Source organism: Flavobacterium sasangense DSM 21067, from assembly GCF_000686885.1.
In the GTDB taxonomy this organism is placed as follows: domain Bacteria; phylum Bacteroidota; class Bacteroidia; order Flavobacteriales; family Flavobacteriaceae; genus Flavobacterium; species Flavobacterium sasangense.
This window is the reverse complement of the sequence record NZ_JMLU01000026.1, coordinates 1-15,335: the sequence shown is the minus strand read 5'-3', so window position 1 is coordinate 15,335 and position 15,335 is coordinate 1. Positions and strand designations below refer to the sequence as shown.

Here is a 15,335-nt window from a genome sequence, read left to right as displayed (position 1 = left end):
ATTCAGCCAATGAAAATAATAGATAAATACATTTTAAAACGCTACTTAGTAACATTTTCAGTAATGTTGATACTCTTTATTCCTATTGGAATTACTATTGATGTGTCTGAAAAGGTGAACAGGATGATTGAGCGAAAAGTTCCGATATCTGCTGTTCTTGTTTATTATGGTGATTTTACAATTTATTTTGCCAATTTATTGTTTCCAATTTTCTTGTTTTTATCTATTATTTGGTTCACTTCAAAATTAGCTAACAATACTGAAATTATTGCTATTTTAAGTTCAGGAATTTCATTTTCAAGATTTCTTCGTCCTTTTATATTTGGTGCAATTATCGTTTCTATTTTTTCCTTAATTATGGGTTTCTTTTTACTACCGAAAGCTAGTAAAGGATTTAATGATTTTAGATATGAATATTTAAGGGGGAATAATAATAAGACAAGAGAAACTTCGGATATTTTTCGACAAATTAAAAAAGATGGAAAAATAGAGGAAAATATCTATGTGAGTAATTATAATTATTTATCGCAAACAGGGTTTAATTTTACTTTTGAAAAGTTTAAGGATAATGTTTTGGTTGAAAAAGTAACGGCTAATAGAATTCGTTACAATGATGTTACAAAACGTTATATGTTATATAGTTACAACCAAAGAATTGTTGGAGAAACTAACGATCAGATAACATCAAGTGAAAAAATAACAAAAGAATATGATTTTGAACCCGATGATTTAACGCCAGTAGTTTATGTTGCCGAAACCATGACTATAGGGCAGTTAAATGCTTTCATTAATAAAGAAAGAGAAAGAGGTAACGCAAACATCAATACTTATTTAGTAGTTTTTTACAAGAAGTTTAGTTTGCCAATTTCTGCATTTATCTTAACTATTATTGCTGTTGCCGTTTCTTCTATGAAGCGTAGAGGAGGAATGGGAATCAATCTTGCCATCGGAATTGTAATCGCCTTTACTTTTATATTTTTTGACAAGGTTTTCGGAACTTTAGCCGAAAAATCAAGTATTCCTCCGTTTTTAGCGGTATGGTTTCCAAATATTGTTTTCGGAATTTTAGCTGCTTATTTATTACGCAATGCAAAACGATAATCTAAAAAGCTATTTACATCTTCATGTAATTGTATTTATTTGGGGATTTACAGCCATCCTTGGTAAATTAATTTCTTTAGAAGCCTTAGATTTGGTTTGGTATCGAATGCTTTTTGCATCTGTAATCATGACTTTTGTAGTGCTTTTTAATAAAGAAAAAATGAAAGTTCCTTTTAATGTTTTAATTGGATTCATTGTTTGCGGAATTATCATTGCAGCACATTGGCTTACATTTTATCAAGCTATTAAAGTTTCAAATGTATCCATTACTTTAGCTTGTTTGTCAACTGGTGCATTTTTTGCGTCCATTTTAGAACCTATTTTTTACAAAAGAAAAGTTATTTGGTATGAATTGCTTTTTGGAATCATTGTAGTTGTAGGTCTAGGAATCATCTTTAATGTAGAGGCCAAATACACTACGGGAATTTATTTAGCAGTAACCTCCGCATTTTTATCAGCATTATTTTCGGTTATAAACGGAAAATATGCTAAAGAATACGACCCTAATATCATCTCGCTTTACGAATTATCAAGCGGTGTCTTCTTTATTAGTATTTATTTATTCTTTGCTGGAAGTTTTACGCCTGCTTTCTTTGCAATTTCAATCAATGATTTGATTTGGCTGTTCTTGTTATCATCCATTTGTACAGCTTATGCGTTTTCGGCATCGGTTAAAGTAATGAAGTTTTTAAGTCCTTTTACGGTAATGTTAACCATTAACCTAGAACCTATTTACGGAATCATTTTAGCGTTGCTAATATTTAAAGATGGAGAAGAAATGACCCCTTTGTTTTATGTAGGTGCTATCATAATTCTAGCCACTGTTATAGCTAACGGAATTGTAAAAAGTTATAAAAAAGTAACAACTAATTAACGATTAGTTTACTAAAGTTAATTGAAAATTTTATCTTTGTAGCAACAAACACAAACCCTAATAAACCGATTATGGAATATTTAGATTTTGAATTACCAATTAAAGAGCTTGAAGACCAATTAGATAAATGTGAAATCATTGGTCAAGAATCAGATGTGGATGTATCGAATACATGCAAACAAATTGAGAAGAAATTAGAAGAAACTAAGAAAAAAATATACAAAAACCTTACCGCTTGGCAACGTGTACAATTATCACGTCATCCAAATCGTCCTTATACATTAGAACATATTACTAATATTACTAATGGAACGTTTTTAGAACTTTTTGGAGATAGAAATTTCAAAGATGATAAAGCCATGGTGGGAGGTTTAGGTCAAATCAACGGACAATCTTTCATGATTATTGGACAGCAAAAAGGTATTAATACTAAAATGCGCCAATATAGAAACTTCGGGATGGCAAATCCAGAAGGATATCGTAAAGCATTACGTTTAATGAAAATGGCAGAGAAATTCAATCTTCCTGTTTTAACATTAATCGACACTCCTGGAGCTTATCCAGGTTTAGAAGCGGAAGAAAGAGGGCAAGGAGAAGCTATTGCAAGAAACATTTTCGAAATGGCTCGTTTGAAAACGCCTATTATTTCAATTATTATTGGAGAAGGAGCTTCGGGTGGAGCATTAGGAATTGGAGTAGGAGATAGAGTATATATGTTAGAAAACACTTGGTACTCTGTAATTTCTCCAGAATCGTGTTCGTCAATCTTATGGAGAAGTTGGGAATATAAAGAACAAGCTGCTGAAGCTTTAAAATTAACTTCATTCGATATGAAAAAACAGAAGTTAATCGATGATATTATTCCAGAACCTCTAGGCGGAGCTCACTACGACAAAGAAACGACATTTAAATCGGTTGCTGAGTATGTAACTAAAGCTTTTAATGAGTTAAAAGATTTATCAACAAAAGATTTAGTGGCAAAACGAATGGATAAATATAGCAAAATGGGTGAATTCAAAGAGTAATCACTTATTTCCAATTATAAATAAAAATCCGAAGCCACAAGTTTCGGATTTTTTTTGGCTTATCAACACTTTTTTTAAGTTATTAACAGTTGAGTATTAAGAACTCAAAACGTTTTTTTGTAAATTTTGGTTAACTTCGCAATATGGAAAATGTCAGAAATATGAACCCGATAAAAGTAGATAAAACTACGATTATCAATTTGGAAAAAGGAAAACTACCTCCTCAGGCGTTAGACCTAGAAGAAGCGGTACTTGGTGCCATGATGATTGATAAAAAAGGGGTAGATGAAGTAATTGATATTTTACAACCAGACGCCTTTTATAAAGACGCACACAAGTACATTTTTGAGGCTATTGTTCAGTTGTTTAACGAAACACAGCCTATCGACTTATTAACCGTTTCGGCTCAATTAAAGAAAAACGGAAAACTAGAACTTTCAGGTGGTGATTTTTACTTGATTCAGTTAACGCAAAAGATATCATCTTCGGCTCACATTGAGTTTCACTCACGTATTATTCTTCAAAAATTCATCCAAAGAAGTTTGATTAAAATTTCAAGCGAAATTATTGAAGAATCGTATGATGAATCTACCGATGTCTTTGATTTATTAGATAAAGCGGAATCAAAATTATACGAAGTAACGCAAGGAAATATCAAACGTAGTTCGGAAACCGCGCAAAGTTTAGTAATTCAAGCCAAAAAACGTATTGAAGAAATTGCTGGAAAAGAAGGTTTGAGTGGAATTCCAACAGGATTTCACAATTTAGATAAATTAACTTCTGGATGGCAACCTTCAGATTTAATTATTGTGGCGGCTCGTCCCGGTATGGGTAAAACGGCTTTCACCTTATCAATGGCTCGAAATATGGCTATCGATTATGGTGCGCCAGTAGCCTTTTTTTCATTAGAGATGTCTTCTGTACAGTTAATTACACGTTTGATTTCATCTGAAACCGGATTGTCATCGGAGAAATTAAGAACCGGAAAATTAGAAAAACACGAATGGGAGCAGTTGTCTATCAAAGTGAAAGACTTAGAAAAAGCTCCTTTGTTTATTGATGATACACCATCATTATCGATTTTTGATTTACGTGCAAAAGCAAGACGTCTTTCATCTCAATATGGCATCAAAATGATTGTAATCGATTACCTTCAATTAATGACAGCAGGTGGAAACGGAAAAGGAGGAGGAAATCGTGAGCAAGAAATTTCAACTATTTCTCGAAATTTAAAAGCATTAGCAAAAGAGTTGAACGTTCCAGTAATTGCACTTTCACAGTTATCACGTGCCGTAGAAACTCGTGGTTCTAGTAAACGTCCATTACTTTCTGACTTAAGGGAATCAGGAGCAATTGAGCAAGATGCCGATATCGTATCGTTTATTTATCGTCCAGAATATTATAAAATTGACGAATGGGATGATGAAGAACGTTCTCCAACTCAAGGTCAAGCCGAATTTATCGTAGCAAAACACCGTAATGGTGGTTTAGATAACATCCGATTGAAATTCATTGGTAACTTAGGAAAGTTTGATAATTTAGATGATTTTAGTTCACCATTTGATGCATTACCATCTAAAATGAATCTAGACGATAGTAATCCATTCATCACTCCAAATTTACCAACACCAAATGAAGCTTTTGGTAGCACCATGAATTCATATGATGATGATTCAGATGTTCCTTTTTAGTAAGAAAAATAGATAAAATAGTAAAACAGGCAATTAGCCTGTTTTTTTTTATTACTTTTTTTACTACATTTATAATTCAATTATAAAAAACCTCAAAATATGTCTGATTTTACAATTACTCTCGATGAAGCCAAAGAATGGGCATCATCATGGAGAACCAATCCTCCAGAAGATTTAGCAAAAGGTCATTTAATTCCAGGCGAAGCCTTATCAGAATTATTAGCAACAGAAGGTGTTGTTAATGTGAGAGCTTATATGGGAGTTGACACAACAGGAACACAAAAATTAATGTTTGTAGGCGTTGATGCTGATGGAAAAGATTTAATAGATGCTAATCACTTAATTTATGACAATACACAACCTTGTCCAAAGAATTGTGATCCAACGAGTCCTCTTTATAATCCATAGTAGATAGTATTGAAACCTTCATATTATTTATACATAACGTCAGCAATATTATGCTTACTTTATCTTATAGGCTTTTTCAGGAACGGAAAAGTCTATAAGATTTTTACAATATATCTTGTTGGTGTTCTAGTAATTGATTTTATTAGTTCAAAATTGTATAGCTGGTTCAGAATTTACAATGTTTTTATGCAACATTTTTATGAATTGTTTCAATTTGTAATCTTAAGTTATTTTTTTTCTTTATTGTTAAAAACAAGAGCACAATTATTTACCGTCTATATTATTCTAATTGTACTTCCAATATTTTTATTAGCACGTTATCTTATAGATCCTAATTTGTTTTTTGAATATAATCTATTAGAAACATATTTAACAACAATGCCTTTGATTGTTTATTCAAGTATGCATTTGTATAATAATCTTGGGGAAAAATCAGATTTTTATTATGGGAATCTTGGCTTATTGTTTTATTTATTTACAAGTACTTTTATTTTTTTATTTTACAGATTACTTTCTGTTTTTGATCTTGAAGAGAAAATAAATGATTTGATGGTTAATTTAAACATTACGTTACAATACATAAAATTTGGATTCTTCTTTTACCAATGGAAGTTAATTTATTTTAATAAAGATGAACGCAATTAATTTAGAAAATAGTGAAATAATCCAAGCAGTATTTTTTGTACTACTTGCTTTTATATCCATGTTTTTAGTACTGATTTTATTTTTCTATTTTTCTAGAAAAAAAATCGTTCAAATTGAAGTTGATAAAAAAAACTTAGAAATTGAACATCAAAAAGAACTTCTTAACTCGGTTTTAATAACTCAAGAAGAAGAGCGTAAACGCATTGCTCAAGACTTACATGACGATATTAGTTCGAAATTGAATGTAGTTTCTTTAAATAGTCATTTATTAAAAACTCCCAATCTAAACGAAAGCGAACAACTAGAAATCACTAATAATATCATCGATTTAACGCAAAAGGCATTGGAGAATTCAAGACGTATTGCGCACGACTTATTACCACCAGTTTTAGAGAAATTTGGACTTCATGCCGGAATTGAAGAACTCGTAGAAGAGTTTAATAGCACCAAAACTGTTAAAGTTTCGTACGAAAACCAAATTGACTTCGAAAGCTATCCTGTTGAAAAACATTTACATATATTTCGCATTCTTCAAGAATTGTTAAATAATTCGCTTCGACACGGAAAAGCTACTGAAATTTCAATTCAATTTACTATTTTCGATTACCAAAAACCTGTACTTATAGTGATAACGGATTGGGTTTTGATAGTTCAAGTGAAGAAAATCAAAAAGGTTTGGGAATGAAGAACATTGAAAGTAGAATTAACTTCTTAGGAGGAGATTTCAATTTCACTTCAAAACCAAACAAAGGAGTAAAAATGGTGTTTAATTTCAACTAATGGAAAATAAAATTAAAATTATTTTAGCGGACGATGAAGAGCTATTCAGAAAAGGAATCTATTTCTTACTTCAGCGCGAGCCTAATTTTGAAATTATTTTCGAAGCTTCTAACGGAAGTGAATTAGTTGAACATTTAAAAACTACAACAGAACTTCCAGATATTATCATGATGGATTTAAAAATGCCATTATTGAATGGAGTGGAAGCAACAAAACTTATTCATAAAGATTTTCCAGCTATTAGAATCATAGCTTTAACAAGTTACAACACAAAATCATTCATTGCGAACATGATTAACGTGGGTGCAGCATCGTATTTAGTTAAGAATGCTTCGCCACTAGATATGATTAAAACTGTTAACGAAGTAGCACAAAAAGGTTTTTACTATAATGAAATCGTGATGGAAGTAATTCATCAAAATATGATTTCGAATGCGACTTCAAGAACCGTTTTAGATGAAGATTTCTTAACAGAAAGAGAAAAAGAAGTATTGGAATTGATATGCAAACAATACAGTTCGGCTGAAATTGGAGAAATGCTAAGCCTAAGCACGAGAACAGTTGATGGTCACAGAAATAACCTTTTGTTAAAAACAAACTCTAAAAATATGGCAGGATTAGTCATTTTTGCCATACAAAACAAAATCATCAACTTAGAAGACTCTAATACTGATATTGAGTCTTAATTTGTTTTTTTTAATACTGCAAATTAATAAATTCTACAGAATTGAAAAACTAAAACAAAATACACCAGGATAGTTATAATAAGCACTATATATCCGATTCTTTTTAACAATTTCATTTCTTTCGAGTTTATTAACGATAAATTACTACTGTTGGTGTTCATCTTTCTTTCTTATTTTGATATTTGTAAAACTATAATAAAAAATATTCTTGTGTAAGAGTAAAAATACCTGATTTTCAAACCAGGTATTTTTACGGGGGTAACCAGGTATTTTTACGGGGGTACTACTTTAACATTTCGATAAATGATTTTTCCTAGAAATGTTTTAAATTAGTCGATTATATCCGTAACCTATGAAATCTAAAGCGCTCAGCTTATATATTATATTTTTTTTACTTTGCTCTTTTTCGAGTAAAGCAGCTTTTGTGTTGTTGCCAATGGAAGCTGAAGGTCAACAAAATCACTTAAAAGCATACGGAATTACCTATTGGGCTTTAGATAAAAGTTATAAAGTAAGTTGGTTGTTAAACTACAGAGGCGGCTCGTTTTTATTACCTGATGCTCCAGAAATCAGAAAAGAATGTCAAATTAGAGGCGTAACTTTTGAAGTATTATCTGATGCAGCAACGAATTCAATTTTAGAAGATATCAGTTCGCCATCGCAAAATATGGAAACGGTAGTTTTGGAAAAAGCTCCTAAAATTGCGGTATATACTCCAAAAGGAAAACAACCTTGGGACGATGCCGTAACCATGGTGTTAACGTATGCCGAAATTCCATACACCGAAATTTACGATGAAGAAGTTTTGTCTGACCAACTATTATTGTACGATTGGTTGCATTTACATCACGAGGATTTTACAGGGCAATATGGTAAGTTTTTTGGAAATTACAGAAGCACTCCATGGTACATCCAACAAAAAGCTGATGCTGAAGCTTTGGCAAAGAAGTTAGGTTACAATAAAGTTTCGGAAGAAAAGTTGGCTGTTGCAAAAAAAATCAGAGATTTTGTAATTGGTGGCGGCTTCATGTTTGCGATGTGTTCGGCAACCGATAGTTTTGATATTGCGCTTTCAGCAGAAGGTGTTGATATTTGTGAACCCATGTTTGATGGAGATGATTCCGATGCCAATTATCAAGCTAAAATAGATTACACCAGTACGTTTGCTTTCAAAGATTATACTTTAGTTCGTAATCCAATGGTTTACGAATTTTCCGATATTGATACTACAGAGCAACACGGAAAAGGCGCTTTTTCTATGGATAAAGACTACTTCACTTTGATGGAATATTCGGCAAAATGGGATCCAATTCCTACCATGTTATGCCAAAATCATACGCAATTAGTAAAAGGCTTTATGGGACAAACTACTGCTTTTGATGCTGAAAAAATAAAATCGAATGTTTTAGTGATGGGTGAATGTAAAATCAATGGAGAAGCAAGGTACATTCATGGAACCAAAGGAAAAGGAATGTTCACCTTTTATGGCGGTCACGATCCAGAAGATTATCAACATAGAGTAGGAGATGCGCCTACGGTTTTAGATTTACATCCAAACTCTCCGGGTTATCGTTTGATTTTGAATAACGTACTTTTTCCAGCGGCTAGAAAGAAAAAACTAAAAACCTAATTTCTATGGAAAACAAATATTTATTTTCTTTTGTTATTAGTCTATTGGGATTATTTTTTTTAGTTTTCAATACGATTCTTTTTTTGAGAAATAGTCAGATTAAAAAACAAATTTCAAAAGTTTTTTTAATTTATTTAGTTACTCTTTCTATTATTGAAGTAGCTTGTCATGTTATTGGAATTTTAAAGCCCAATTCGAATTTTTTTATATCTCACTTTTATTTCATTTTTCAATTTACTTTTTTGAGTTATCTCTATCATAAACTTATTGGAAGTAATTTTATAAGTAAAATTATCTTGTTTGTTTATCTAATTCAAATGACGATTTTAGCAGTCATGTACATTTTTGACCCGAGTTTGTTTTGGAGGTTTAATGAATACGAAATTATAGCAACATCCTTTATTTTAGTTGTATATGCTTTTTATTTCATTTATAAAGAAATGGATAAGGTACATTATTACTATAATTTTTCAATTGGATTGATTTTATACCTTCTTTGTAGTGTGTCTATTTTTCTTTATGGGAATCTAGAATTGGTTTTAATTGAAAATCCTCATATTGATATTTGGATTTTCAATACCGTTTTTTATATCATATTTCAATTTATGATATATAGAGAATATGCTTTTTTTACTTCTAAATTACATAAAAACGATAATGAAGAAGACGATGTTTTATTAGGAGATTTATAAAAGGAACTAACTTTTGAGGATATCCTTTATAATCATTACATGATGTCTGGTGTGTAATATCAAGAATTTTTCCGTCTCTTTCTTATTTAAAATTCCAAAAAACGGATGCGGAAAATGAGCATTTTTATCCAAACTTTTCCAATCCTTAATATTTTCTCTCACTTTTTCTAAACTTAAAGCCAAAGTTTCAGGAGAAATATCACCTTCAGGTCTTACGATTTTTGGAGCTTTTGCTTTTCCTCTTGGAATCTTTTTCGCTACTGACATAATCAAAAAGCGTTTAAAATTAAAATGCCATTGATATTCCGACGGATTTGAATGTTTACAAGCCGTTACAATTTGGTCAATCGTTTTTAAGCTATGCGCAATATGCCAACCCACACTTCCCGAAGAAACCGCTAAATTCACTTTCTCAAAAGACGAAATATCCGATTCTAATTGATCTAAAAGCTTATGTAATTCTTGCATAATGTTATTTGTTAATATATTACTCTTACGTCACTTCGAGTGTTTTGTATTTCTAAATCCTAAGATTTATAAATACAAAATGTATCGAGAACTATTGAAAAAATTTAAAACCTATTACTCCTTAAACGTCCAAAACAAAATTCTACTCACTTTATTCCCGTGTTTCATTTCTGTAATTTGGTAGGTTGCTTTTACTTTTTTAAGATGTGAAAGCAAGGGTTTCAAATTATCTTTTTTAGAAACTAAAGATGAAAACCATTTGCATTGCGATTTAAAATGCACGCTTTCATATATCATATTACTGATGAATGTTAGTTCGCCACCTTCGCACCATAACTCGTTATTTACGCCACCAAAGTTTAACGTTGGTTTCTTCGAATCTTCAATACCTAAATTCTTGTTTTTTCGAATCGTACCTTTATTCGCTTCTTCCTTTGAACTATGGAAAGGCGGATTACAAATCGTCATATCAAATTGATCTTCTGGAAGAATGATATTTTTGAAAATATTTCGTTTAGAAGTTTGCAATCGCAACGTAACGTTTTCTTTTAATTTCTGATTTGAATTGATATTTTCCTGAGCCGCTTCAAAAGCTTGTTTATCAACTTCGCTACCCACAAAGCGCCAATCGTATTCCGACACACCAATAATTGGATAAATACAATTCGCCCCAATTCCGATATCTAAAATGCGAATTTTATGCTTGGTTTGAAGCGTGCCATATGTATCTTCCAAAATATCGGCAACTTGATGAATATATTCTGCTCGTCCTGGAATGGGTGGACAAAGAAATCCTTTTGGAATATCCCAGTTTTTCAAACCATAATAATGCAACAACAACGCTTTGTTTAACATTTTCACCGCATCAGGATTCGCAAAATCAATCGTTTCGGTTCCATATTCATTTACCGCAACAAATGGCGCTAAATCTGGATTAGATTGGATTAAAGTTTTAAAATCGTAATTGCCGTGATATTTGTTTTTCGGATGAAAGCCGGTTATGGTTTTGGTAGTATTCAAAGTATTGTTTTTAAAGTGTAAAGGTATTGAATTCTGTGGAATAATGAATGATTGTGTTTTAGGATGGTTTTTAATGTTTTGAATTAAATTTCTTATATTTGATAATACGTTAAGCGAATGGTAATTTTAATTCAAAAAAATGTCAAAAAAAATATCAATTATCACAATAGTACTCTTCATAATATTTTTATTTTTTTCTTGTAATAATTCAGAAAGGAAAGGAATAAAGACAATTGATAATTTAGAATCGCTTTCAAATTTTGTAATTAACTCTAAAAAAATATGTGATACAATTTTAAATCTTAAAAATAAAGAAAGTAAACTTTTGATTTGTACTCAAGAAATAGGAAGATCTGGCAGAATTATTGAATTAACAGAATCTTGTATTCCTTTTCGAATCAAAAATGATTTTATTTATAAAAAAATTAATGGTTTAGATGTAATTTTCTATGATTTTGAAAAACCTTTAAGTAAGAAAAAAAATCAAAAAGAAATAGAATCCTTAATCAAAAAAGGTATTATTAAAATTGAACCAAATAATAATTGGATTTGTTGCAAAATGCCGTATTATATTTTTTCGACTTGTAATAAAAGTAATGAATTGAATTGCTATGATTTTGATACTAAAGTAAAAATAGAAAAAGAATATTTTAAAAGTAGACAAGTTGGTGGTTCAATAAGTACATATAATTTACTATGTGCACATTGTGAATAAAAAACCGCCCGCTTGCGCGGAATTGCATTCCGTGCCCACAATCAAACTTATTACAAATAAAAAACCCCGATTTTCATCGGGGTTTAATATATAAGTAAGATAAACTGAGTTAGACGTAATTATTTAATTTTGTTAACGATAGCTGTGAAAGCAGCTGGGTGGTTCATAGCTAAATCAGCAAGAACTTTACGGTTCAATTCGATATTGTTAGCTTTTACTTTTCCCATAAATTGAGAATAACTCATACCATGTAAACGTGCACCAGCATTGATACGCGTAATCCATAAAGCACGGAAATTTCTTTTGTTTTGTTTTCTATCACGGTAAGCATAAGCCATTGCTTTTTCTACCGCGTTTTTAGCTACAGTCCAAACGTTTTTACGTCTTCCAAAGAAACCTTTGGCTTGTTTTAATACTCTTTTTTTTCTAGCTTTAGTAGCTACTGAATTTGTTGCTCTTGGCATAATTTTAAATGTTTTTTGCAGTAAGGCGGTTTCTCAACACTTATAAACTCCGCACTTTGTACTTTTTACTTTGTACTTTTTACTTCGTTCAGCCCACTCCAGGGTTACTAAATTGTTTTAACCAAACAACGAATTAAATAATATTCAATTGTTGTTTAATGCTTCTCTCGTCTGTTGGGTGAACCAATGTAGAGTGAGTTAAAGCTAATTTACGCTTTTTAGATTTTTTAGTCAAAATGTGACTTTTAAAAGCGTGTTTTCTTTTGATCTTTCCAGAACCAGTAACTTTGAATCGTTTCTTAGCACTAGATTTTGTTTTCATTTTAGGCATTTTCTTCCTGTATTTATAATCTATCTTACTTATTATTTTTTAGTTTTCAGTCTCTGTTTTCAGATTAACTACTGAACACTGCGACTGCTAACTGCTTACTTTTTCTTTTTCGGAGCAATGTACATAATCATACGTTTTCCTTCTAAAACTGGCATGGCTTCTACTTTACCATATTCTTCCAATTCTTGAGCCAAACGTAACAATAAAATTTGTCCTTGCTCTTTGTAGATAATCGAACGTCCTTTAAAGAATACAAATGCTTTTAATTTAGCACCATCTTGTAAAAACTTAAGGGCATTCTTTTTCTTAAACTCATAATCATGCTCATCTGTTTGAGGTCCAAAACGAATCTCCTTAATTACAATCTGAGTAGATTTTGCTTTAAGTTCTTTATCTCTCTTCTTTTGTTGGTACAAAAACTTACCATAATCCATCAATTTACAAACGGGTGGCTCAGCATTTGGAGAAATTTCTACCAAATCAACTTCTTGCTCTTCAGCTAAACGAAGGGCTTCCGCTATTTTGTAAACTCCAGGCTCAATGTTTTCGCCTACTAAACGTACTTCAGGAACACGAATCAAATTGTTGATACGGTGCGCTGCTTTTTTCTCTTCGCGAGGTTGAAAACCTCTGTTGTTTCTAATTGCTATGGCTTTAAGATTTTAGTTAAACTTAAAATTGTTTTAATGTTTTATTGATTTCTTCGTTTATCATTGCCGCAAATTGCTCAATAGTAACCGATATATTTCCTTTTCCTTCTTGTCCGCGTTGTCTCACAGAAATCGTTCCGTTTTTCTCTTCTTCCTCGCCAACAATCAGCATAAACGGATATTTGTTCATCTCCGCTTCTCTAATTTTCTTACCGATTGTTTCGTTTCGGTTGTCAATTAGGGCGCGAATTTCGTGAATTTCTAGCAAATCTAAAACTTTTTTCGCATAATTTTCATATTTCTCACTCAAAGACAAGATTATAGCCTGCTCTGGCATCAACCAGATTGGGAAATTTCCTGCTGTGTGTTCCAATAAAATAGCGATAAAACGTTCCATTGATCCAAAAGGTGCTCGGTGAATCATAACTGGGCGATGCAACTTGTCATCAGCACCTTTATATGACAATTCAAAACGCTCTGGTAAATTGTAATCTACCTGAATAGTTCCTAATTGCCAACTTCTGCCTAAAGCATCTTTTACCATGAAATCCAATTTCGGACCATAGAAAGCCGCTTCACCAGCTTCAATCACATAATTTAATCCTTTATCTTTCGCTGCACTGATAATTGCATTTTCTGCTTTTTCCCAGTTTTCAACGCTACCTATATATTTATCCGGATTATCTAAATCACGAACCGAAACCTGAGCCGTGAAGTTTTCAAATCCTAACGAACCAAAAACATACAATACCAAGTCGATTACATTTTTGAACTCCGCATCCAATTGGTCAGGCGTACAGAAAATATGCGCATCATCCTGAGTAAATCCTCTAACACGAGTCAAACCATGCAATTCACCTGATTGCTCATAGCGATATACTGTTCCAAATTCAGCATAACGCTTTGGTAAATCTTTATATGACCAAGGTCTAGCGTTATAAATCTCGCAGTGGTGTGGACAGTTCATCGGTTTTAACAAGAACTCTTCACCTTCCGCTGGTGTATGAATCGGTTGGAAACTATCCGCTCCATATTTAGCATAGTGGCCAGAAGTCACATACAAGTCTTTCATCCCAATGTGAGGCGTTACTACTTGCTCGTAACCTGCTTTTTTCTGTGCTTTTTTCAAGAATTGCTCTAATCTATCGCGTAAAGCAGCACCTTTTGGTAACCATAAAGGTAAACCTTGACCTACTTTTTGTGAAAAATGGAATAATTCTAATTCTTTTCCTAATTTTCTATGGTCTCTGCGTTTTGCTTCTTCTAATAATTCTAGGTAATCTGTTAAGTCTTTTTGTTTTGGGAACGAAATTCCGTAAACACGAGTTAACTGCTTGTTCTTTTCATCACCTCTCCAGTAAGCACCCGCTACCGATAAAATTTTCATCGCTTTGATAATTCCTGTATTCGGAATATGACCACCACGACACAAATCAAAGAAGTTCGAATGATCGCAGAACGTAATGGTTCCGTCTTCTAAATTCGAAATCAATTCGGTTTTGTACTCATTATTTTTATAAACCTCCAATGCTTCCGCTTTAGAAACCGAACGCATTTTAAATTCATGCTTCTCTCTCGAAATTTCTAACACACGGTCTTCAATCTTTTTGAAATCCGCATCCGTAATTTTTTTATCACCAAAATCCACATCGTAATAGAAACCATTATCAATCGCAGGTCCAAGTGTTAATTTAATTCCAGGGAAAATTTCTTCCAAAGCTTGCGCCATCACGTGCGAAGTCGAATGCCAAAAAGCTTTTTTACCCTCTTTGTCATTCCATGTATATAATATAAGTGTACCGTCCGTCGTTAAGGTCGTCGTCGTTTCAATAGTGGTACCATTATAGGAAGCCGAAATCACGTTTCTAGCCAAACCTTCACTAATGCTTTTCGCAACATCCATTGGAGTAACTCCTTGAGCCATCTCCTTAACCGACCCGTCGGGTAAAGTAACTTTTATCATTGTTTAAAATTTATAAGGTGCAAATATAAACGAATAATAAAATCCATACAATATATATAAGGTATAATGTTAAAAAAGATTAGAAGCAGCCATATAGCATTCCATAAAGACTTTTAGTCCCGCTGTCCGCTACAATTTTTTCTTTTTTGTTGCTCGAGGTTTTCTTTTTTGTTGCCTGAGGCACTCGAAGGC

Annotated in this window: 16 protein-coding genes; 10 read left to right on the top strand and 6 right to left on the bottom strand. The window is 32.1% G+C overall.

What is annotated here, in order from left to right:
* The first annotated feature begins 9 nt into the window (after positions 1-9).
* From BP92_RS0111120 to BP92_RS17045, 9 genes are all read left to right on the top strand, one after another.
* Complete coding sequence (locus BP92_RS0111120; protein ID WP_026726140.1) at positions 10-1,101, top strand: LptF/LptG family permease; 1,092 nt, start codon at positions 10-12, stop codon at positions 1,099-1,101.
* Positions 1,088-1,975, top strand: coding sequence for a DMT family transporter (locus BP92_RS0111115; RefSeq protein WP_026726139.1), 888 nt, complete (start codon positions 1,088-1,090; stop codon positions 1,973-1,975). Before BP92_RS0111120 ends, BP92_RS0111115 begins: the two co-directional genes overlap by 14 nt.
* A 71-nt stretch (positions 1,976-2,046) precedes the next feature.
* The gene (locus BP92_RS0111110) at positions 2,047-3,000 is read left to right on the top strand and encodes an acetyl-CoA carboxylase carboxyltransferase subunit alpha (protein ID WP_026726138.1); all 954 of its coding nucleotides are present in this window, start codon (positions 2,047-2,049) and stop codon (positions 2,998-3,000) included.
* Between the two features lie 143 nt (positions 3,001-3,143).
* Entirely contained in the window at positions 3,144-4,691 is a 1,548-nt protein-coding gene (gene dnaB / locus BP92_RS0111105; RefSeq protein WP_026726137.1) for a replicative DNA helicase, read from the top strand.
* A gap of 99 nt (positions 4,692-4,790) precedes the next feature.
* Positions 4,791-5,099 (top strand): hypothetical protein, encoded by a 309-nt coding sequence (locus BP92_RS0111100; protein ID WP_026726136.1) that lies wholly within the window; start codon positions 4,791-4,793, stop codon positions 5,097-5,099.
* Positions 5,100-5,730: 631 nt separating this feature from the next.
* On the top strand, positions 5,731-6,429 hold the full coding sequence (locus BP92_RS16170) for a sensor histidine kinase (RefSeq protein ID WP_245598379.1): 699 nt from the start codon (positions 5,731-5,733) through the stop codon (positions 6,427-6,429).
* Positions 6,430-6,523: 94 nt separating this feature from the next.
* Entirely contained in the window at positions 6,524-7,210 is a 687-nt protein-coding gene (locus tag BP92_RS0111085) for a response regulator transcription factor (RefSeq protein WP_026726134.1), read from the top strand.
* Positions 7,211-7,562: 352 nt separating this feature from the next.
* Positions 7,563-8,840 carry a hypothetical protein gene (locus BP92_RS0111080; RefSeq protein WP_026726133.1) on the top strand — a complete coding sequence of 426 codons (1,278 nt, stop codon included), beginning with the start codon at positions 7,563-7,565 and terminating at the stop codon, positions 8,838-8,840.
* Positions 8,841-9,157: 317 nt separating this feature from the next.
* Entirely contained in the window at positions 9,158-9,532 is a 375-nt protein-coding gene (locus BP92_RS17045) for a hypothetical protein (RefSeq protein ID WP_150111924.1), read from the top strand.
* 6 nt (positions 9,533-9,538) lie between these two features.
* Here BP92_RS17045 and BP92_RS0111070 read toward each other — a convergent pair whose 3' ends face one another.
* Both BP92_RS0111070 and rlmF read right to left on the bottom strand, forming a co-directional pair.
* Positions 9,539-10,000, bottom strand: a complete 462-nt coding sequence (locus BP92_RS0111070) for a DUF1569 domain-containing protein (RefSeq protein ID WP_035693346.1) — start codon at positions 9,998-10,000, stop codon at positions 9,539-9,541.
* A gap of 114 nt (positions 10,001-10,114) precedes the next feature.
* Positions 10,115-11,020, bottom strand: coding sequence for a 23S rRNA (adenine(1618)-N(6))-methyltransferase RlmF (rlmF, locus tag BP92_RS0111065; protein WP_026726130.1), 906 nt, complete (start codon positions 11,018-11,020; stop codon positions 10,115-10,117).
* Between the two features lie 139 nt (positions 11,021-11,159).
* Here rlmF and BP92_RS0111060 point away from each other — a divergent pair, with 139 nt between their 5' ends.
* Positions 11,160-11,735: a hypothetical protein gene (locus BP92_RS0111060; protein ID WP_026726129.1), complete on the top strand. Its 576-nt coding sequence runs from the start codon at positions 11,160-11,162 to the stop codon at positions 11,733-11,735.
* Positions 11,736-11,854: 119 nt separating this feature from the next.
* Here BP92_RS0111060 and rplT read toward each other — a convergent pair whose 3' ends face one another.
* From rplT to thrS, 4 genes are all read right to left on the bottom strand, one after another.
* On the bottom strand, positions 11,855-12,199 hold the full coding sequence (gene rplT / locus BP92_RS0111055) for a 50S ribosomal protein L20 (RefSeq protein ID WP_026726128.1): 345 nt from the start codon (positions 12,197-12,199) through the stop codon (positions 11,855-11,857).
* A gap of 133 nt (positions 12,200-12,332) precedes the next feature.
* The gene (rpmI, locus tag BP92_RS0111050; protein ID WP_026726127.1) at positions 12,333-12,530 is read right to left on the bottom strand and encodes a 50S ribosomal protein L35; all 198 of its coding nucleotides are present in this window, start codon (positions 12,528-12,530) and stop codon (positions 12,333-12,335) included.
* A 95-nt stretch (positions 12,531-12,625) separates the two neighbouring features.
* Positions 12,626-13,174: a translation initiation factor IF-3 gene (infC, locus tag BP92_RS0111045; protein ID WP_084329735.1), complete on the bottom strand. Its 549-nt coding sequence runs from the start codon at positions 13,172-13,174 to the stop codon at positions 12,626-12,628.
* 28 nt (positions 13,175-13,202) lie between these two features.
* Entirely contained in the window at positions 13,203-15,143 is a 1,941-nt protein-coding gene (gene thrS, locus BP92_RS0111040; protein WP_026726125.1) for a threonine--tRNA ligase, read from the bottom strand.
* Between the last annotated feature and the right edge of the window lie 192 nt (positions 15,144-15,335).